This is a genomic window from Bacillus sp. UNC437CL72CviS29, assembly GCF_000482345.1.
In the GTDB taxonomy this organism is placed as follows: Bacteria; Bacillota; Bacilli; order Bacillales; family Bacillaceae_G; genus Bacillus_A; species Bacillus_A arachidis.
Genome location: NZ_AXVB01000005.1, coordinates 279650 through 300333, shown reverse-complemented (window position 1 = coordinate 300333; position 20684 = coordinate 279650). Strand labels below are relative to the sequence as shown.

Sequence of the window (20684 nt, the reverse complement as noted above, 5' to 3'; positions counted from 1 at the left end):
AGTGGATAGAAATTATAGAATTACAACAGTACAATTAAAATAGAATCAGTATTTAAATAGTTATTTCATTATTAGGAATGTTTGAATACGGGGTGGAAACATGCAAATCGGGAAACGAATACGACAAATTCGTATACATAAAGGATTGCCGCAAGGGGAACTTGTATCCTGAAAACAAACTGGATGGAAATTGTTTTTAATCTTCGTTTTTCTGTTTCATTGCATAGAGAATTTTTATCTAGTAATCAAATATGTATAATTGCATAAATAAATTGAAATATATAAGTTATGATTAAACTACATTTTAATGTAGAAGGGTATCTTTGCTTAAAGTGAAACCGTTTACGTTATAGATGAAATTAAGGTTTAGGAGATTCGTATGAAAAAGAAATTATGTACAATGGCTCTTGTCACAGCGATAGCTTCTGGTACAGTGGTAATCCCAGCAGAAGTACATGCTTGTGGAATAGGAGAAGTAATGAAACAAGAAAACCAAGAACAACAAGAACATAAACGTGTGAAAAGATGGTCTGCAGAGCATCCGCATCATTCAAATGAAAGTACACATTTATGGATTGCACAAAATGCAATTCAAATTATGAGTCGCAATCAAGATAAGACAGTTCAAGAAAATGAATTGCAATTTTTAAATACGCCTGAATATAAGGAGTTATTTGAAAGAGGTCTTTATGATGCTGATTACCTGGATGAATTTAACGATGGAGGTACAGGTACAATTGGCATCGATGGGCTAATTAGGGGAGGATGGAAATCTCATTTCTATGATCCTGATACGGGAAAGAATTATAAAGGAGAAGAAGAACCAACAGCTCTCTCGCAAGGAGATAAATATTTTAAATTAGCAGGTGAATACTTCAAGAAGGATGACCGAAAACAAGCTTTTTATTATTTAGGTGTTGCGACGCATTACTTTACAGATGCAACCCAACCAATGCATGCCGCTAATTTTACAGCTGTCGATATGAGTGCTTTAAAGTTTCATAGTGCTTTTGAAAATTACGTGACGACAATTCAGGATCAGTATAAAGTATCTGATGGTGAGGGCGTATATAATTTAGTGAATTCTAATGATCCAAAACAGTGGATCCATGAAACAGCGAGACTCGCAAAAGTGGAAATCGGAAACATTACCAATGACGAGATTAAATCTCACTATAATAAAGGAAACAATGCTCTTTGGCAGCAAGAAGTTATGCCAGCTGTTCAGAGGAGCTTGCAAACAGCCCAAAGAAATACAGCGGGATTTATCCATTTATGGTTTAAAACATATGTTGGCAAAACGGCTGCTGAAGATATTGAAAATACGATAGTGAAAGATTCTAAGGGAGAAGCAATACAAGAAAATAAAAAATACTTCGTCGTACCGAGTGAGTTTCTAAATAGAGGCTTAACATTTGAAGTATATGCTTCTAATGACTACGCATTATTATCGAATCACGTAGATGATAATAAAGTTCATGGCACACCAGTTCAGTTTGTATTTGATAAAGATAATAACGGAATCCTTCATCGAGGAGAAAGTGTACTGCTGAAAATGACACAATCCAACTATGATAATTATGTGTTCCTAAATTACTCTAACATGACAAATTGGGTACACCTTGCGAAACGAAAAACAAATACTGCACAGTTTAAAGTGTATCCAAATCCAAATAATCCAACTGAATATTTCTTATATACAGATGGCTATCCAATCAATTATCAAGAAAATGGAAAAGAAAAAAGCTGGATTGTTTTAGGGAAAAAAACGGATAAACCAAAAGCATGGAAACTTATAGAGGCTGAATAGGATTTTCTATAATATTAAAAGAAAATGTGTATGTAGTTTTGAAATATTTCATGTATTTAGAAAGAGTTGTTTTCGTTCATTAGTTAAAATTAAATTTTAAAGGGGATATGTGTATATGGTGTTCCGAAATACAAAACTTGCTATTTTTACTATTTCTTCATTATTTATTCTAGGTTCTTCATCTTTATCGTTTACAGATACCGTATATGGTGAAGGCACTTCTTCGACTTCAAAAGTAAATCAAGGTGTAGCAGCAGCGAATTATGATGATACATATTATAATAGCGCGAAGGGGAAAACGGGAGTAGAATTGAAAAAGGAACTTCATAATATTATTGATAATCATACAAAGATATCCTACAGTGCAGTTTGGGATGCACTAAGAGATACTGATGAAGATCCAAATAATAAAAATAATGTGCTCCTTTTATATACAGGACGTTCACAAGGGAAATTCACGAATGGTTCAGGGGTTGATAATTGGAACCGAGAGCATGTTTGGGCAAAATCTCACGGTGATTTTGGAACGGCTGCAGGTCCTGGAACTGACCTTCATCATTTAAGAGCTACGGATGTATCAGTCAATAGTTCACGTGGGAATTTGGATTTTGATAATGGCGGTGTGAATCATTCAGAAGCGACAGAGTGTAAATACGATAAAGATTCTTGGGAACCTCGTGATAGTGTGAAAGGCGATATTGCTAGAATGTTATTTTACATGGCTGTTCGTTATGAAGGAGATAGCGGTGAAGTAGATTTAGAACTTAATGAAAAAGTAAATAACAATAAAGATCCATATATGGGGAAATTATCAGTCTTACTAAAATGGAATGAACAAGACCCTGTTGATGATTTTGAGCGAAAACGTAATGAAATAATCTATACAAAGTATCAACATAACCGAAATCCATTTGTAGATCATCCTGAATGGGTAAATGAAATTTGGAAATAAATCAATTTTTTGTATAAATATCTTTGTCAAAGTAAGGGGATTGATTAGTATGATCAATCCCTTTTTATGTTACAACAATGGACATGTACAAGATTGGTATGGAGAGATTTGTAAGATTACTGGCGGAGTCTCCTTTGAAAAGTTGGAATATTGAAAGATATGAAAATTATATTAATTCATATATAATTAGCTAATGAAGGCAGTATTGTAACTATTTGTAAAAGTAGGAGGCTATAACATGAATCAAATAATTGATCACCCGACGAATTGGGATTTGAAAAGGCTATATCCTGAAGAACAAGACCCTATGTTATCTACAGAAATAGAGAAAATAGAGCAATTAATAGAAACATATAAAGAAAATCGAGACCCAGCAATTCTTTCGAAAATTATACAAAATATCGAAAAGGCAGAGTATTACTTTTATTGCCTTTCTACTGAACAAACAGATGAAGCAACTACTGCTTTCCCCCACACAAAAATAAATACTTTGAAAACAGAAGTTCATATATTACTACAAGAATCGAATCATGAAAAAAGTAACTTCCCCGAAAATCAAAATATCAACTTTATAGAAAATGAATTAAAAGCTTGGGAAGATATGTACATACAATTACGAAATAAATTAGAAATACATAATAATAATGAAATATTCTCATTTGGAAAAGCAAACTATCTTGCGATGAATGCTGAAACTCATCATGAAAGATTATCGGTATTTTCTTCTCTTACAGAGGCATTGGAAAAGGAGGAAGCGGTATTTGCTAGCGTGCTAAATCATATGGGCAGATTGCGTAATCTAAAAAGTAACCTCTTACAAGAAAAAGAGGTATTGTCACAATCCCTTCAATCAAACGGGATTTCTAAAAATGCATTATTGGAAATGTGGAATGCCATTGAAGGAAATCTTGAAAAGTTATCGAGTGTTTTAGATTTTTATAGAAATAGTAAAGAAACACTTACATGGCATAAACTTATGACATCAGAAGAAAATGAACAGATTGAAATTCCTTTTTCAATAGCGATCGAGAATATTTATGATGCCTTAAAGGAAATTGATGAAGAACTAGCACAATTTGCAAAATGCGCTATTATGAATGAATGGGTAGATGCTGAGCCACGAGATAATAAGCCTCCTAGTGGGTTTTGCGCTCCTTTCTTAAGTGAAGGAGAGTCTCGAATTTCATTACGGTATGATGGAACAATTGATAGTGTAAGAATATTAGCACATGAATTAGGACATGCATGGCATTTTTATGTAATGAGCGATGAGCAGTCTACCGCATTTTTGGATGATTACCTTCCAATGAGTATGGCTGAATCAGCATCCATATTCTTTGAAATGGTACTTGTAGATTATTTAGTTAAAACAGCAGAAAGTGAAGAACTGAGAAAATCATTACTTAGCTGGAAAATCAGAAACAGCTTTAATTATGTAATGGCCATTCGAGCTTCTTTTCAATTTGAGCAAACATTTTATGAAGAAATTCATAAGGGGCCTTTAAGTGCGGATGAATTAGAGAGATTATCTGTACTCTCACAAAAAGCAGCTTATGGAAATTCTCTAACTCAATATCAACCTTTTGTTTGGATGAAATATGGCCAATTTTATTCAGCGAATGTTCCTTTTTACAACTATCCATATACATTTGGTTATCTACTAAGTTTAGGATTATTAGAAATGGCAAAACAAGATGGTGGTGAGTTTCATTCCAAATATAAAAAATTCTTGTGTGAGACTGGAAAGCGCCCAGTCGAAGAGTTGGTGAAACAATACTTTGACATTGACCTTGCGGATAATGAGTTTTGGGAGAAATCATTGCTTCAAATAAATAAGGATATTGATGAGTATTTACAGCGTGTATAAGAGAAAGTTTAAGCCATTTATTATAAGAAAACACGTAGGGGAAGTGTATGTAAGAAATGGAACAACAGTACATAAAAGGTATACCATTTTGTAGCTTAGAGTATAAGAGAGTAATAGACTTATTAAAAAATTGGTTATCTGAAAAGGAAAATAAACCAAAGTTTATTGTTACAGCGAATCCTGAAATTGTGATGTCGGCCAGACAAACTTCAGCGGAATCTGTACATTTCAAAAACATTTTACTATCTGCGGATTTAATAACAGCAGATGGAATAGGTGTGATACTCGGTTCGAAAATTTTAAAAGGAACATTGAAAGAGCGTGTTACAGGTGCAGATCTAACGCATGACTTAATAGAGTATTGTAATCAAGAGGGGTACCGTGTATTTCTTTTCGGTGCTGCACCAGAAAGTAATGAGAAAGCGTTAGGAAATTTAAAAATGCGCTTTCCACATGCTATTTTTGAAGGACAACATGGCTTTGTCAAAAATGAGCAGTTAGAAGAAGTCAAACTTCACATTCAAAAATTTGAACCACACTTACTATTGGTAGGGTTAGGATCTCCTAAGCAAGAAGTATTCATTTATGAAAATCTTCAAAGGTTAAACGTACCTTTATCTATTGGTATTGGAGGTATGATTGATATTTTATCTGGCACGGTAAAACGAGCTCCAAAACTAATGAGGGATACTGGTACAGAATGGTTATATAGATTAGTAACACAGCCTAAAAGAATAAAACGACAGTTGATCCTTCCGAAATTTTTAGTATCCGTTATGGCTGAGAGAGTCCGGAAAAGTGTTCATTAACTTTTTCTGATAGAAACTTCATCTATAATCGAGAAGAGCTAAACGATCAATGAGAAAGATCGGTATTATTGGAGTAATGTAAATTGAAATATACAGATTAAGAATATGTAAAGGAGCTCGACTCTCAATGGCAAGAAAATTATTAACGCAAAGATTTCCTTTTTTAATTCCTATTAGAATTAGACAACGTAGGCTATTTAAAAAAATAAGTGACCGTCTTGAAGGGCATAAATTTTCAAAAACATTTGAGCGAAATCCATTACCTTACAGGATTTATAAACATAAATCTTTGCTTATTAGAAAGTTAGGTGATACGGATATACAGCTGCAATATAACAAAATCACCAATTTAAGGTTAGCTATCTGTAAAATAAACCAGGTAGTAATTAGACCGGGAGAAACATTTTCATTTTGGCATCTTGTTGGTAATTCTAATGAAAAGGCTGGATATAAAGAAGGAATTATTCTAATGAATGGCGAAGCGATAAAGGGAATAGGCGGTGGTCTCTGTCAGTTAGGGAATCTTCTCTACTGGATGTTTCTTCATTCAGAGTTGGAAACAGTGGAAAGATATCGTCATAGTTTCGATCCATTCCCTGACTACGGACGTGTAATTCCATTTGGAACAGGTGCCACTTTGATGAATGGTATTATTGATCTCAAATTGAGAAACAATTCAAATATTACCTATCAAGTCAATCTACATCTTGACGAAGAATATATATACGGAGAAATTAGGGCATCTCAGTATCCTCCATATAAGTATTCTATCGTTGAAGAAGATCATTGTTTTGTAAAAAAAATAGATAAAGTATACAGACAAAATAAAGTTTATAAAAAAATAGTTGATCGTGTCACAGGTAACTTAGTTGACAAAGAACTAGTCTTGGAAAATGATTGTTTAGTAAAATATGAAGTAGATGATGAGAAAGTTGTAGGTTCTGTATAGACAAAGATTTTCACTTATCTAAAGATATTTGAAAAAACGGCGTAAATAATTTAAAATAAAATCTTTCAAGGTAAAAAAATAAAGAAAAAGATTCCATAAAACGATGTTTTATGGAATCTTTTTCTTTATAAGTAATTATGATTTTACTTTTAAATGCTTCAATAAACGTTCCGGATGACCTTGTACATAATAAAAGTGTGGATTATTTTCATCATCATAAATCATGATATAAGGTTTTTCGTTAAGTGGAAGGAGTACAAGTACTTCATCTATTGTTGTATGAATCCATTGATTTGTAATGGTAACCGGTTTAGATAAAGGGACTTTTATCATATGGCCAGTTTTAGGGACAACGTTTAGGTTTTTAAATGCTCCAGTAATGGATTGGGCATATTGTATTGCCTCTTTTTGAATTTCTATGTCTAGGGATTGTTTTTGCACGACCATCTCCTTTTGACAATCAAAAACTTCGATTTGTTTATTTGTTTCTGCGAAAACATTTGCGGATAATAAAAATGAAAACAGAAAAATGAATCCTATTTTTTTTAACATGAAACAACACCTCATATTTACTATTCCCTCAAATAATATATATATTTTTGGATTTGCAATATTTCTTGTCATTGTACTTGTTTGGATATTATCAAAAACGATTACAACACCGCTAAAAGAATTAAGAGATGTTGCAGAAGATATTTCCAATCTAGAATTTAAGAAAACAAAAGTGAAAACAAACGATGAAATTGGCGATTTAGCCAATAGTATTAATATTATGAGTGATAAATTATATGAAGCTCATCAGGATTTAACGAATAGAAATGAAAAATTGAAGCGATTTATGGGGGATATTACCCATGAATTAAAAACACCTATAGCTTTAGTAAAGGCGTACTCTATAGGGATTAAAGATGGTCTTGATGATGGGATATACTTAGATACAATTATTAAATAAACTGATCAAATTTCAAATTTAATAGAAGAGTTATTACGTTTTTCGAAATTAGAAAGAGACCCATTACAAAAAGAAGAGGTACGGATAGAACCGCTTATTAAAAATATAATTGATAAACATGAAATTGGATTCCAAGCTAAGGATATACATTTACAAATGGATTGTCGCGCGAGAGATGCGATTATTTATGCAGATTCGGATAAAATGAAAATGGTATTTAATAATTTAATTTCAAATGCAATAAAATATACAACAAATCAAAATATCAAGATTGTGTTTGAAGAAAGAAATAGTTATGTATATTTTAGTATTCAAAACGGAATTGATCCTGAAGTAAGTACAGATATCGGAAAAATTTGGGAGCCGTTTTATGTGTTAGAGAGACCTCACGCAATAAAGAAATATCAGGAACTGGATTAGGACTAGCGATTGTAAAGAGCATTTTAGAACGACATGGTTTTGATTATGGTGTTTCCATTATAAAAGAGGAAATACAATTTTTTATGTATATAGAAAAGAGGGAGTAAATTGAGTGAGGTAAAAAACATAATGAATAATCAAACGTTACATGATTGGGTTTTTGACACGTTGAAATAACTTGTTTATCAAATGCTAAATCCTTCTCTAATTCAAGCCAAAGGAACCAATAGAGATAGTTGTTCTAAGTAATAAGTGCCTACACCTTCAAGTAACTAATAATAAAGGTTTTATTGACCATATCTACTTTTATTTATTAAATTTGTTTGATTCATAATGGACAATCTAATTTTTGTGCTTATTTAGAATAAAGTAATCTATAATCCTCAATTTGGAGGGATAAAACTTGAGACCGTATGTAGAGCATCATCATAACCTTACACTTTTATGTTCTAATATATGTAACCATTGCTTTTCTCTTCCACCATCAGTAAAAAATATTTGTCTTTCGGGATGTATGAAAAATTGTTTTACACAGCATTTTTATCATATACCTCATATCTGGAGATAATCCCAGTAAAAAGTACAGAAACAAATTGTTACTGTACTTTTAATATTTTTTATAAGCATTTGCCCCAACTTATCCTTATTTTTATACCGAGTCGACAACATCTCAACCTATATTATACAAGTCATTATCCTGACCAATAAACAATGCTATAAAGAGAAAAATATAATGGAGGTGGAGTTATGGGAGTTGTTAACGCTACAGATGCAGATATTGCACTTTTAGCAAGATTACTCAGAGCAGAAGCCGAAGGAGAAGGAACTCAGGGTATGTTACTCGTTGGAAATGTAGGAATTAACCGACTAAGAGCAAATTGCTCTGACTTTAAAAATCTTCGTACCATTAGACAAATGATTTTCCAAGAACATGCATTTGAAGCTGTTACGCATGGATATTTCTATCAAAGAGCAAGAGAAAGTGAAAAACGTTTAGCTCGTCGAGTTATCAATGGAGAGAGGTACTGGCCTGGGAAATTTAGTTTGTGGTATTTTAGGCCACCAGGCGATTGTCCTCAACAATGGTATAATCAGCCCTTTGTAGGACGTTATAAAAAACACTGTTTTTTTCAACCAACGGCCGCAACTTGTGAACAAGTTTATAACACATTTTAAACACTGATAAAAGGCTGTAATTACAGAAAAAACAATTGAAAAATGAACTGTATCTTATAAAGTGGACCGTTTAATAAAAAGACCTTTAGAAATTAAGCACTTAAAAGATGGTTCCGGTACAATACCGGAACCATCTTTTTTGAGTTTCCACGATTCAAGGTACAGTTCAGCTTACTTTCGTAAGCTCTTTTTATTTATAAAAATTTTATTCTGTCAAATAGATGTCACATGAACATTTTATAGTATAGGTATACCCGAATTAAGCATAAACGATATAGGAGATGAATCTATGAAACAATTATTAAAATATATAGTAGTAATTTGTACGTTAACACTTTTATGCTATGCCGCTTATATGAAGTATGAAAAACAAAAAGAAATTGAAAATAATAAATTAGTAATTACTGAAATCTCGAAGCAATACGGTGTACCAGAATGGATTCCACTTGCAATTGCTGATCATGAAACAAAATTTAATCGAAAAGCTGTTGGAGATAAAGGGACATCTTTTGGGCTATTTCAGTTACATCGAGGCGGATTAGCACCTGCACAATTTTCAGAAGAGAACTTAAAAGATGCAAAAACGAATGCAACTATAGCGATCTCGCATATGGTGAGTTCCTATAAACGCGGAGTAAACAAGGGGTTAACAGAATTAGCGCTTTTGAAATATGTCGCCAATACATCAGGGTGGCCTGGAAATTTAGGAGAAGATTGGACAGATAATAACACGCAATATAATGTTGGGTTAGAGAAATTATATAAGCTATATAAGAAAGATTAAAATATTACAAATTTCTCAAGTTTTCGCTCTCTTATAAACTGAATTTTCTGTCATTTTATTGTATAGTGAAGGGATAGAAGAATATAAAGGGGGAAGGGATTTGAAGAAAAAACAGTTTATAATTGCGCTTTCGACAATGTTTTCTTTAACACTTACATCAGGTATTTCTAGTATTACAGTACATGCAGAAAAGAACGAAGAGAGTTCGATAAAATTTTCTTCGCTACCGTTAAATGGTAAAGTGCCAGAAACAATAGCCCAGTCGACCAGAATTGAGTTGGAAAATGGAATGACGAAACCTATTTATTCAATTGATGAGGCGATTGTAGAAAATTTATTTGTAGAAACTGAGATTGATAGTGACCGAGATGGGAAGCAGGATCGTGTGTCGATAAAAGTAATGCGACCGAAAACAGAACTAGATGTGAAAGTTCCCGTTATTTATGAAATGAGTCCTTACCGGTCGGGAATAAAAGATGTACCGGTTTATAATGTTGATGAAGAATTACATCCTACTGGAGGCAAACCTTATGCAGGACCAGCCAATCTCGGTTCATATGGAAATTACTATGTTCCTCGTGGATATGCGGTTATTTTAGGAGAAAGTATTGGTACTGGAAAATCAGACGGATGCCCAACAACTGGTGACGAACAAGAAATACTTGGCACAAAATCTGTCATTGATTGGGTAAATGGAAGAGCAAAAGCATTCACAGAAGATGGTAAGGAAATAAAAGCAGATTGGTCTACAGGAAATGTTGGAATGACAGGTGCATCTTATAATGGAACATTGCCGAATGCTGTTGCAACAACAGGAGTTGAAGGGTTAAAAACAATTATTCCAATTGCGGCAATTAGTAGCTGGTATGATTATTACCGTGCAAATGGGGCAGTTGTTGCACCAGGTGGTTACCAAGGTGAAGATACAGATAATATGGCAGAAGCAGTGCTAACACGAGAGAATCCTGAAGTTTGTCAAAAAATCACGAAAGAGCTAACTGATGGACAAGACCGAAAAACGGGAGATTATAATGATTTTTGGGACAAGCGTAACTACGTGAAGGATGCTAAAAACATAAAGGCAAGTGTATTTATTGTACATGGTTTAAATGATTGGAATGTAAAGACAAAACAGTTTTCAGGGTGGTGGGAAGCTCTTGGAGAAAATAATGTTCCTCGCAAAATGTGGTTACATCAAGGGGGACATGGTGGAACATCAAGTAATAACTGGCAGCAAACACAAAATAAATGGTTCGATTATTGGTTATACGGAATTGAAAATGGAATTATGAACGAACCGATGGTAGATGTACAACGAGAAAATAAAACGTGGCAAAAACTTGAAAATTGGCCAGACCCTGCAGCGGCTCCGTCTAAAATACGTATGCTTTTAAGTAATAAAGCAGTAGATTTACCGCTTCGAATGGGGGCGGTACAACAAGTGTCCTCATTATTAGATGATGCAAAAATAAAAACGAATCAATTAGTAGCAAATCCAGAATTAGAATCACCAAATCGGTTAGTATATGTAATGCCTAAGCTTGAAAAAGAAATGAGAATAAGTGGTACACCAAAAATTTCATTTAAGGGTAGTATTGATCGCCCCGTATCAAACTTAACTGCATTGCTTGTTGATTATGGTGGTGTAAAACCTGAAATTGTGACGAGAGGATGGATGGATCCACAAAACTTAAATGGAATAAACTTCTCAGAACCAATTATACCAGGAAAAGATTACTCATTTACATGGGACATGCAGCCGGATGATTATGTATTCCAAGCTGGGCATCAAATAGGAGTCGTATTAATTGCAAGTGACTATGACTATACGATTCGTCCAAAAGCAGGGACGAAACTTACGGTGAAATTAAGTGAATTAACATTGCCAATCGTAAAATAGAAGGAAGCCTCCGAATGTGGAGGCTTTTTTGTACTAAAAAAGGAAGGGATCTTAACATGAAATTGCCAAAAGGGTGTTATAAAGGGAATGGAAGAAGCGAAGGGAGTAGCTTTAACTAAAACAATATGCACTATATACTACGCTATTTTGAAATAATAACAGATTTATTATATAATATTTTCGTATTAATAATCGATAATTGTAATTTTAAAAATAAGGAGAATGTAATATCCCTATGAAAGATGTAGATTTTATACTAGAAAGTGATGAAACATTAAAGCCATCTGAACGATTAGTATTATTACTATTAGAAAAACATAGAATTTTATATACAAATGATCTGCTAGCACTATCTAATTTATCATATAAAACATTAACAGATTCATTAACCGATCTCGTAGTAAAATCATATGTATTAAAGGAGACAGGAAAGGGAAGAAAGCAAAATTGCTATAGGTTAATGTAAAGCCTATTACATTTATAAAAAAATATAAAACCAATGATTTTTCAAATGAAATATAAAAATGATTTTTATATTTCATTTGAAAATATAATTCGAATAGAAAAATATCAATGAGTGTTTTTATAGTAAACTCATTAACTATTTTCGTATTTGTAAAAATATATTCGAATTTTAAAAAATGAAATAAATGCACTAAAACACGGATATTTTTGTGTTTTTTATATAAAAACGTTAAATTATTTTATGTAAAAATAATTTAATTGAATCCTGGACGGTTCATTCTAAAAATGGGCCGTTTTTTTTATTGTAAAAATATTTTTTAATACGATAACTTGAAAATTAAATTAACATTTATAATATTATTATGTAAACTACTCTGTGGTAAAAAGGAATTCTCCATGTTCAATAGAATTATTTCATAGTTAGGAAATAAAATGAATCTATGTAAGGGGAAGATAACGATGAATCCAATTATAGCAATTACAAATGCTGTAATGAATGGAGAACTAGAGAAGGTAGTGGAATTAATAAATGAAGATCAAAATCTGGTGCATGTTTATAGTGAAGATGGCTGGACACCACTGCATTTAGCAGCTTATTTTGGTCATAAGGAAATTGCGAGTTTTCTCTTGAAAAAGGGCACTAATTTACATGTGAAAGCGAAGAATCAAAATGAAAATACATCTTTGCAAGCAGCGATTGCAAACAAGAAAATCGAAATGGCTACATTTTTAATTGAGCAGGGGGCAGATGTTAACGCTGTACAAAGTGGCGGTTGGACAGGACTTCACGAAGCGGCTTTATTAGGCGATGAAAAAATAGTAGCATTACTTATTGAAAATGGAGCAGATAAAAGTATTAAGAAAAATGATGGTAAAACAGCATATGATATCGCATTAGAAAAGGGATATCAGCATCTTCTACATCTTGTATAAAGAAAATTTAAAAAATACATATAAAAAGGGAAGAGATTATATGATAAACCACTGGCATGTGGGAATTTTTTTATTTGATGAAGTAGAAGTATTGGATTTTACGGGATCATTTGAAGTCTTTTCTGTTACAACAGAAGCAAATGGAGTTCATCCGTTCACTGTTCATACCGTCAGCCAAGAGGGCCAAATAATAACAGCGAGAAATGGCTTGAAAGTACAACCAGATTTTAGTATTAAAAATTTACCACCAGTTGATATTTTAATCATTCCGGGTGGATTAGGCGTTAGGGAATATGAAATGAAAAATGAGATTATTATAAGTTGGATCAGGCAGCAAATGAAAGAGGTAAAGTTAATGGCTTCTGTATGTACAGGGGCACTACTTCTTGCGAAAGCAGGTTTACTTGATTCAAGGAAGGCGACTACACATTGGGCGAGTATTGAAAGATTTAGAAATGAATTTCCAACTGTAGAAGTATTAGAGAATGTAAAGTTTGTTGATGAAGGACACATTATTACTTCTGGAGGAATTTCGGCCGGAATTAATATGTCATTTCATATAGTAAAAAATTTATTAGGGGTAGAAATTGCAGAAGCAACAGCAAAAAGAATGGAATATGATATTGAGCTGCGCAATTAGCTGAATATGAAAATCTTATGGATGTAATAGGATAAAAAAGATCAGTAACAATGAATTGCTACTGATTTTTTTGTTTAAAGCTCTAGTATATATGCTAACTCTTCTTCTAATAGAAGTGGTCGTACAGAAGCAGCTGCATTTTCGGTGGCTTGATGAGCGGTTTTTGCTCCTGGAATAGCAACAGATACTGCAGGGTGTGATAGTACATAACGAAGAGCCACCTGTCCTAAAGTTCGGTTAGGATTTGAAAGAGATCTCAATTGTTCAACTTTTTGTAAATCATCTTGAAACCATGTTTCTTTTGGCCAATCTTGTCGTAAATCACCATCAGGAAATGTTGTTTGGTTAGTAAACTTTCCAGTTAATATCCCCATTTTTAATGGTCCACGAATGACAGCTCCTAAATTTTTCTCTTGTAAGTAAGGTAAAATATCATTTTCAGGTGCTCGGTTAAGTATGCTGTAGTCAAGTTGTACAACATCAATTTCACCGTATTGATTAAAATTTTTTATATATTGTAAATCATGGGTTGAAACACCAACAGCTCTTACTTTGCCATCACGCTTTAAAATTTCAAATGCGCGAAGAAATGCTTCTGTTTCTTCTTTTTTATCCCACCAAATATGACAAAAATAAACATCAATGTAATCTGTTTGCAGGCGAAGTAAGCTAGTTTCGAATACTGCAATTATTTTTTCTGCTGTATCATAGACAGGTTCTCTATCAGGATCATAGTGATGACCAATTAAACCTCCTTTTGTGGAAAGGACAATGTCATTTCGATGTTTTTTTATTACTTGTGCCACTAATTTTTCACTATGTCCTAATCCATACACATCAGCAGTATCGATAAAATTTACTCCATGCTCTATTGCCGTTTTCATAGCAGCAATAGAATGTTCATCATTGACAGGTCCCCATTCATCACCGCCGATTGCCCATGCTCCAAATCCAATTTCAGAAACAGTTAAACCGGTTTTTCCTAAGTCGCGGTATTTCATTTGTTTACCTCCTTAATAAAAGGAATTACTAATAAATTATTCACTGAAAAAGCAAATGTGTTTATGAGATCTTTTTGCCTAGCTTAAAAACATAAAACACTAATATATAGCACAAAATATAAAATTTTCATCTGAAATATAGAGATGTCGTCGAAAGGTATCTCTAATTGGTTAATTTATGAGATTTTTTTATGGAGGAGCTTATTTTACGTGAAGAGAATTTAGGTTAGTAAGAAAGTATGCCTGTGGTAGTGAAATAAAATGAGTTAGGGGGATTTAAAAAATGAGGAAACTCAAGAAAGTAAATGTTCCTAATACACTACAACAACAAACACAGTATAATGAATACCGAGTTATGAATAAGAGAAAATTGCGTCGGTTTATTTTAGCTTTTATTTTTATTTTTTCAGCAACTTTTTATGTTCAATATATTCTTACTAAGCAAGAAGAAATAATTGTAGAAAAGCGAGCTACGATTAAAAATCAACAAAAGCAATTAATTTCTATAAAAAAAGATTCCCGTTATTTAAAGAGTGAGGTTGCAAATTTGACTGATAATGAAGAAGAGATTTTAAAGTTTGCGAGAAAAGAGTATCAATTCTCTAAGCCGAATGAAACTATATTTGTATTACCTGAGTAGATAGCGTGTGTTAAAAACAGTTAGCAAAGAGCTAACTGTTTTTTTAACACACGCTTTGAATGAGTTGGGAGAAGAAAGCATAATGTCACTGATTCATTCCCTTTATAAAAAGATATGGATATATCGATAACCGCGAACAGTTTTTGTTGTTATAATTTTCAAAAAGGAGAGGGGATATGAAAAAAACAGACTTTATATATGAATTAGAGAAACAAATTAAAAGTATAAATGGAGATGTAAGTGTCATGGTACAAGGGGAAATTATGTATCGGTACAATGAACAATTGATTCATCCGTCAGCTAGCCTTATTAAGTTACCTATTCTTTCATGTGCTATAGAAACGATGAAGGAGGGTATTTTACATCCATATGAATTAATTTCTATTGCATCTCTTGAAAAAACTGGAGGAAGCGGTATAGTTGCTTCATTACGTACACCAAGTATAACGATACAAGATCTTATTACATTGATGATTACAGTTTCTGATAACACTGCGACGAATTGGCTTATAAATAAGTTGAAAATGAATCATATTCAAAGACATATTGATTCACTACGGTTAAATGGGACGAAACTACAACGATATATGATGCAAGCACCTAAGGAACCGGGAAAGGATAATGTCACAACAGCTGAAGATATTGTATCTTTACTAAAGTACTATGAAAACGAAGAACAGTTTTATAAACCACTTCAAAATCAACAATTTACCTATAAATTATGTGGGAAGTTAGAGAGGGTTAAAGGGCTTTTAACAGCGAACAAAACGGGAGAACTGCAAACTGTTACACATGATGCTGCAAGACTGAACATAAATAACCGAATAGTATATGTAGCTGTTTTAAGTTCAAATGTTGAATGTGTGCATCATACGAATTATATATTTTCAGAGATTGGAAGTTTAATTGTACAATATTTACTAAAATAAATATTGTTAAAATTCTGTCAATTGTATATAATATACAGTAAACGGATACATTTCTTAATTAACGATGAGCCGTCAGCCCATGCGCCTGTTAAGAAAACCGTTATCCTCGTATAGGAAAGGAAGATATATGTGTATGCTTCTAATACGATTTATATCGTAGGGGACGCTAAAGCACCTCAAAATAATCCTATTACAGAAAAGTTTAAAAGCTACTTTGTTGCGTTTGTTGTAGAAAAAGATACAGGGAAAATTGTGGATGCGGATTGTTCAGCAACCATTGCATTAACGAGCCAATTTGTAAAACATTTATTTCTACATAGAAATATGAATGACCCACAATTAGTAGAAGAGATTAGAAATCGGTATTTCGGATCTTCTCAAAAAGCATTACTTGTAGCATTAAAAGATGCACAAAAAAAATATAATCAAATCGCTGCTTTGTCTACACATTCATAGACAAAATCCAGCCATAAGAGTCTTTCTTATGGCTGGATTTTTTTATTGGACAGAAAGGATGAATGAAAATGAAAATCATGGATCTAACGTTAAAACGGCGCTATATCAAGCTTCATACACCGTTTAAAACAGCATTGCGCACTGTAACTGAAATTGAAAGTATTGATGTTTTTATTCACACAGATGAAGGTATTGTAGGAAAAGGAGCTGGAGCCGCGACTCCGGTTATTACTGGGGACTTTGCGAGTGGAATGGAAGAGGCTATTTTAGGACCGATTCGCTCTGTATTAATCGGGAAAGAATTGCAGCACTTTCAAACATTACTGTTACAAATTCAAATGAGCTGTGTAGGAAATACGAGTGCGAAGGCAGCGGTAGATATGGCGTTATATGATGTATATTGTCAACTTCATAATATGCCATTATATGCGTTACTTGGTGGAAAGAAAGAGATTCGAACAGACATTACAGTAAGTGTTGATGAGCCTTTATTAATGGTCAAAGAAGCAAAAAATCATGTGGAAAAAGGATTTCACATATTGAAAATTAAAGTTGGTAAATCAGCCGATCTGGATTTAGAGCGTATTGAAGCAATCAGAAATAGTGTACCGAAGGATGTTACTTTGCGCTTAGATGCGAATCAAGGTTGGAGTCCAAAAGAAGCTGTCGCGATTATTCGGGAAATGGAAAATAGAAAATTAAATATAGAATTTGTAGAGCAACCCGTTCATGCGAAAGATTGGGAAGGAATGAAATATGTAAAAGATCATGTACAAACACCAATTATGGCTGATGAAAGTGTTTTCTCAGCGCAGGACGCTTTAAAGCTTGTTCAAGGACAGTATGCTGATCTATTAAATATTAAATTGATGAAATGCGGCGGGATACGGGAAGCGTGGAAGATTGCTGATATCGCCGGCGCTGCCGGTGTAAAATGTATGGTTGGTAGCATGATGGAATCATCGCTTTCCGTAACAGCAATTGCACATGTAGCAGCCGCTCATCCAAATATTCATTACTTTGATCTTGATGCTCCTTTATGGTTAATGGAAGAGCTGAGCGGAATCACATATAACGGACCAAAGGTAAACCTGCATCATGCAGTGAATATAAAATAAAATTCCAGCAGAAGGGTTTTCTTTGAAGTCACAATTTTTTTGAACAGGGAGAAATATTAATAAAAGGGGGATGTGTTTATGAGGAAAGTCATTACTATGTTTTTTAGTTGCTTGTTAGTATTTTCAACTTTTTCTGTAGCGAATGCTGAAGATGTAAAAGGTAATCAAGCATATGTAGATGTAGCGGCTGCAACATTATGGACTGGGCCCAATTTGCTTCGTCCTATTGATGAGCCAAGTGCAACGAATCCTGTTGATTTATGGAAATGGACGAAATCAATGACGCTTGATGAAAAGCTTTGGTTAACAAGTACAAATAAATTAGAAACACAAGCTTTATTGGGGCAGGAAGTAACAATCATTGATCGGCAAGGTGAGTGGGCAAAAGTAGTTGTTCATGGTCAGCCAACGCCAAGAAATGAGGCTGGTTATCCAGGATGGGTTCCAGTAAAACAGCTAACCTATAATCAAGAATTTGCAGAAAAAAAGGAGCAACCATTCGTTCTAATTACAAAGTCGACAGCTATTTTATACATTAATCCATCTGATAAATATAAATCTTTAGAGGTTAGTTATAACACACGTTTACCACTAATAAGTGAAGATAATATGTCGTATCGAGTATTATTACCAAACGGACAAAAAGCATGGTTACGGAAAAATGACGGAAAAGTATATAAATCACAAAATGACATTCCTATTCCAACAGGTGATGATTTAGTGAATACTGGGAAATTATTTTTAGGGTTACCGTATATATGGGCTGGAACAAGTGGTTTTGGATTTGATTGTTCGGGCTTCACACATACGATTTACAAATCACATGGTATCACAATTCCGCGGGATTCAGGTCCACAATCAAAAGCGGGGATTGCTGTTGAAAGAGAAAACTTGCAAAAAGGTGATTTAATATTCTTTGCGTACAATCAAGGAAAAGGGAGTGTTCATCACGTGGGCATGTATATTGGAGATGGAAAAATGATTCATTCTCCAAATGCAGCAAAAACAGTTGAAATTATTCCTGTAAACACCCCGGGTTACATTGAAGAATATGCAGGAGCACGTCGTTATTTACCTTAATAAGAGAGTAATAGAACAATAATACAAGGGGGTTTTCGAATGAACAAAGTTGTTCGTTTTTCATTAGTTAGTACGTTACTACTTTCTTCATTTTTAGCTGGTTGTGGAAAAGAAAAAACGACTACAAAACCAAAAGAAGAGAAGAAAATATTGCAGTTAACTGAGACAGGAGAAATTCCATCATTAAATTCCTTAAAAGTAACGGACGCTGTTGCATTTAACGTATTAAATAATGTAATGGAAGGATTGTTTAGACTTTCAAAAAACGATGAGGTCATTTCTGGTATTGCGCAAAAGTATGAGGTTAGTAAAGATGGAAAAACATATACATTTCATTTACGTGATGCGAAATGGTCTAATGGTGATTCTGTAACAGCACATGATTTTGTATATGCTTGGAAACAGCTTGTTAATCCCGAAACTGGCTCTGAATATGCATATATCATGTATGACGTGAAAAATGCAGAAAAGATAAACAAGAAGCAAATGGGGCTGGATGAATTAGGGATAAAAGCTCAAGATGATAAAACGTTTACTGTAGAGTTAGAACATGCTGTCCCGTATTTTACAAAATTACTTTGTTTACCATCCTTTTATCCAATTAACGAAAAGTACGCAAAAAAACAAGGAGATAAATATGGTTTGGAAGCGAATACAACTCTATATAACGGGCCATTTACATTGTCAGAATGGAAGCATGAAGCAAGTTTCACAATGAAGAAAAACAATCAATATTGGGATAAAAAAGAAGTGAAATTAGATGAAGTAAATTACCAAATTGTTAAAGAAATTTCGACGGTAGTAAATTTATATCAAACAGATAAAGTAGATCGTGCTGTTATTTCGACAGAATTTGTTGATAAATATAAAAATGATAAAGAGTTAAAGCAATATACTGATCCTGTTATGTATTTCTTCCGTTTTAATGAAAATGTACCAATTCTGAAAAATAAAAATGCCCGTCTTGCACTTAGTATGGCTTTTGATAAAAAGGGACTTGCGACTTCATTTTTAAACGATGGATCAGTACCTGCCAACTACTACGTTCCAAATGGCTTCTTGAAAGGGCCGGATAAAAAAGATTTCAGGGAAACAACGACAGAGTTTAATAAAACGAGTGTAAAACAGGCAAAAGAATATTGGGAAAAGGCGAAGCAAGAAACAGGAATGAATGAAGTTACGTTAGAAATGCTAAACTATGATTTAGATAACTTTAAAAAAGTAGGAGAATTTATTAAAGAAGAATTGGAGAAAAACTTACCAGGATTAACCGTGAAAGTGAAGTTACAACCACACTCTCAGAAACTAGCATTAGAGAAAAAGAAAGAATATGAAATGTCATTATCACGTTGGTTACCTGATTATCCAGATCCAATGACGTACTTAGAAGTATTTATTTCAGAAAGTGGCGTCAATAATACAGGCTATGCCAATCCAGAATATGATTCATTAATTAAAAAGATAAAAATGGAATTAGGAAATGACGAAAAGGCACGTTGGAAAGCGATGCAAGATGCAGAAAAAATGCTACTTGATGAAGTGGTAATTGCACCGGTGTTCCAGCGAGGATTATCTTATTTACAAAAGTCATATGTAAAAGATTTATATGTACATCAATTTGGGCCAGCAACTAGCTTGAAATGGGCAGATGTGAAAAAATAAAAATGAAGTATAGAAAAAAACAGACTTCGGTTGAACGATAGTCTGTTTTTTTCTATAGATGTATATCGTTGTTTTAGGATTTGCAATATAAAATGAAAGAAAATTCATGATATAATTTAACGAAGTAAACTTATTATGAAG

Annotated in this window: 19 protein-coding genes and 1 pseudogene; 18 read left to right on the top strand and 2 right to left on the bottom strand. The window is 33.4% G+C overall.

All coding sequences use genetic code 11. The features are described from left to right. Positions 1-379 precede the first annotated feature (379 nt). The 5 genes from M014_RS0106795 (at position 380) to M014_RS0106770 (ending at position 6387) form a co-directional block, all read left to right on the top strand. Positions 380-1810: a zinc dependent phospholipase C family protein gene (locus tag M014_RS0106795; RefSeq protein WP_026591046.1), complete on the top strand. Its 1431-nt coding sequence runs from the start codon at positions 380-382 to the stop codon at positions 1808-1810. Between the two features lie 115 nt (positions 1811-1925). Continuing rightward, entirely contained in the window at positions 1926-2762 is an 837-nt protein-coding gene (locus M014_RS0106790; RefSeq protein ID WP_026591045.1) for an endonuclease I family protein, read from the top strand. 238 nt (positions 2763-3000) lie between these two features. Further along, a complete protein-coding gene (locus M014_RS0106780; protein ID WP_026591044.1) occupies positions 3001-4629 on the top strand; it encodes a M3 family metallopeptidase in 1629 nt (542 codons plus the stop codon). A gap of 56 nt (positions 4630-4685) precedes the next feature. Then, on the top strand, positions 4686-5438 hold the full coding sequence (locus M014_RS0106775) for a WecB/TagA/CpsF family glycosyltransferase (RefSeq protein WP_026591043.1): 753 nt from the start codon (positions 4686-4688) through the stop codon (positions 5436-5438). Between the two features lie 127 nt (positions 5439-5565). Next, entirely contained in the window at positions 5566-6387 is an 822-nt protein-coding gene (locus M014_RS0106770; RefSeq protein ID WP_026591042.1) for a VanW family protein, read from the top strand. 135 nt (positions 6388-6522) lie between these two features. Here the strand turns inward: M014_RS0106770 and M014_RS0106765 are convergent, their stop codons facing one another. Further along, positions 6523-6939: a hypothetical protein gene (locus M014_RS0106765; RefSeq protein ID WP_026591041.1), complete on the bottom strand. Its 417-nt coding sequence runs from the start codon at positions 6937-6939 to the stop codon at positions 6523-6525. A 10-nt stretch (positions 6940-6949) separates the two neighbouring features. Between M014_RS0106765 and M014_RS26530 the strand changes: the two are divergent. The 7 genes and pseudogenes from M014_RS26530 to M014_RS0106725 all read left to right on the top strand — a co-directional run. Beyond that, positions 6950-7866: pseudogene (locus M014_RS26530) on the top strand (sensor histidine kinase); the annotation flags it as partial. A 640-nt stretch (positions 7867-8506) separates the two neighbouring features. Then, the gene (locus tag M014_RS0106750) at positions 8507-8935 is read left to right on the top strand and encodes a cell wall hydrolase (RefSeq protein WP_003198028.1); all 429 of its coding nucleotides are present in this window, start codon (positions 8507-8509) and stop codon (positions 8933-8935) included. A gap of 289 nt (positions 8936-9224) precedes the next feature. Further along, a complete protein-coding gene (locus M014_RS0106745; RefSeq protein ID WP_026591038.1) occupies positions 9225-9719 on the top strand; it encodes a transglycosylase SLT domain-containing protein in 495 nt (164 codons plus the stop codon). Between the two features lie 100 nt (positions 9720-9819). Then, the gene (locus M014_RS0106740; protein ID WP_026591037.1) at positions 9820-11619 is read left to right on the top strand and encodes a Xaa-Pro dipeptidyl-peptidase; all 1800 of its coding nucleotides are present in this window, start codon (positions 9820-9822) and stop codon (positions 11617-11619) included. Between the two features lie 235 nt (positions 11620-11854). Beyond that, positions 11855-12085, top strand: a complete 231-nt coding sequence (locus M014_RS0106735; protein ID WP_026591036.1) for a hypothetical protein — start codon at positions 11855-11857, stop codon at positions 12083-12085. Positions 12086-12543: 458 nt separating this feature from the next. After that, entirely contained in the window at positions 12544-13017 is a 474-nt protein-coding gene (locus M014_RS0106730) for an ankyrin repeat domain-containing protein (RefSeq protein WP_026591035.1), read from the top strand. Positions 13018-13057: 40 nt separating this feature from the next. Further along, entirely contained in the window at positions 13058-13657 is a 600-nt protein-coding gene (locus tag M014_RS0106725) for a DJ-1/PfpI family protein (RefSeq protein WP_026591034.1), read from the top strand. 74 nt (positions 13658-13731) lie between these two features. Here the strand turns inward: M014_RS0106725 and M014_RS0106720 are convergent, their stop codons facing one another. Next, entirely contained in the window at positions 13732-14658 is a 927-nt protein-coding gene (locus M014_RS0106720) for an aldo/keto reductase (RefSeq protein WP_026591033.1), read from the bottom strand. 283 nt (positions 14659-14941) lie between these two features. Here M014_RS0106720 and M014_RS0106715 point away from each other — a divergent pair, with 283 nt between their 5' ends. From M014_RS0106715 to M014_RS0106690, 6 genes are all read left to right on the top strand, one after another. Continuing rightward, positions 14942-15298, top strand: coding sequence for an FtsB family cell division protein (locus M014_RS0106715; RefSeq protein WP_026591032.1), 357 nt, complete (start codon positions 14942-14944; stop codon positions 15296-15298). Between the two features lie 176 nt (positions 15299-15474). Then, entirely contained in the window at positions 15475-16227 is a 753-nt protein-coding gene (locus tag M014_RS0106710) for a serine hydrolase (RefSeq protein WP_026591031.1), read from the top strand. A gap of 129 nt (positions 16228-16356) precedes the next feature. Beyond that, entirely contained in the window at positions 16357-16683 is a 327-nt protein-coding gene (locus M014_RS0106705; protein WP_026591030.1) for a DUF3870 domain-containing protein, read from the top strand. 68 nt (positions 16684-16751) lie between these two features. Next, a complete protein-coding gene (locus tag M014_RS0106700) occupies positions 16752-17801 on the top strand; it encodes a dipeptide epimerase (protein ID WP_026591029.1) in 1050 nt (349 codons plus the stop codon). 78 nt (positions 17802-17879) lie between these two features. Beyond that, entirely contained in the window at positions 17880-18881 is a 1002-nt protein-coding gene (locus tag M014_RS0106695) for a C40 family peptidase (protein ID WP_026591028.1), read from the top strand. Between the two features lie 39 nt (positions 18882-18920). After that, positions 18921-20543, top strand: a complete 1623-nt coding sequence (locus tag M014_RS0106690) for a peptide ABC transporter substrate-binding protein (protein ID WP_026591027.1) — start codon at positions 18921-18923, stop codon at positions 20541-20543. Positions 20544-20684: the final 141 nt, after the last annotated feature.

What these genes read in the sequence shown, in the direction of transcription:
- M014_RS0106795 (WP_026591046.1), top strand. Translation starts at nt 380, where the DNA reads ATGAAAAAGAAATTATGTACAATGGCTCTTGTCACAGCGATAGCTTCT.
- M014_RS0106790 (WP_026591045.1), top strand. Translation starts at nt 1,926, where the DNA reads ATGGTGTTCCGAAATACAAAACTTGCTATTTTTACTATTTCTTCATTA.
- M014_RS0106780 (WP_026591044.1), top strand. Translation starts at nt 3,001, where the DNA reads ATGAATCAAATAATTGATCACCCGACGAATTGGGATTTGAAAAGGCTA.
- M014_RS0106775 (WP_026591043.1), top strand. Translation starts at nt 4,686, where the DNA reads ATGGAACAACAGTACATAAAAGGTATACCATTTTGTAGCTTAGAGTAT.
- M014_RS0106770 (WP_026591042.1), top strand. Translation starts at nt 5,566, where the DNA reads ATGGCAAGAAAATTATTAACGCAAAGATTTCCTTTTTTAATTCCTATT.
- M014_RS0106765 (WP_026591041.1), bottom strand. Translation starts at nt 6,939, where the DNA reads ATGTTAAAAAAAATAGGATTCATTTTTCTGTTTTCATTTTTATTATCC.
- M014_RS0106750 (WP_003198028.1), top strand. Translation starts at nt 8,507, where the DNA reads ATGGGAGTTGTTAACGCTACAGATGCAGATATTGCACTTTTAGCAAGA.
- M014_RS0106745 (WP_026591038.1), top strand. Translation starts at nt 9,225, where the DNA reads ATGAAACAATTATTAAAATATATAGTAGTAATTTGTACGTTAACACTT.
- M014_RS0106735 (WP_026591036.1), top strand. Translation starts at nt 11,855, where the DNA reads ATGAAAGATGTAGATTTTATACTAGAAAGTGATGAAACATTAAAGCCA.
- M014_RS0106730 (WP_026591035.1), top strand. Translation starts at nt 12,544, where the DNA reads ATGAATCCAATTATAGCAATTACAAATGCTGTAATGAATGGAGAACTA.
- M014_RS0106725 (WP_026591034.1), top strand. Translation starts at nt 13,058, where the DNA reads ATGATAAACCACTGGCATGTGGGAATTTTTTTATTTGATGAAGTAGAA.
- M014_RS0106720 (WP_026591033.1), bottom strand. Translation starts at nt 14,658, where the DNA reads ATGAAATACCGCGACTTAGGAAAAACCGGTTTAACTGTTTCTGAAATT.
- M014_RS0106715 (WP_026591032.1), top strand. Translation starts at nt 14,942, where the DNA reads ATGAGGAAACTCAAGAAAGTAAATGTTCCTAATACACTACAACAACAA.
- M014_RS0106710 (WP_026591031.1), top strand. Translation starts at nt 15,475, where the DNA reads ATGAAAAAAACAGACTTTATATATGAATTAGAGAAACAAATTAAAAGT.
- M014_RS0106700 (WP_026591029.1), top strand. Translation starts at nt 16,752, where the DNA reads ATGAAAATCATGGATCTAACGTTAAAACGGCGCTATATCAAGCTTCAT.
- M014_RS0106695 (WP_026591028.1), top strand. Translation starts at nt 17,880, where the DNA reads ATGAGGAAAGTCATTACTATGTTTTTTAGTTGCTTGTTAGTATTTTCA.
- M014_RS0106690 (WP_026591027.1), top strand. Translation starts at nt 18,921, where the DNA reads ATGAACAAAGTTGTTCGTTTTTCATTAGTTAGTACGTTACTACTTTCT.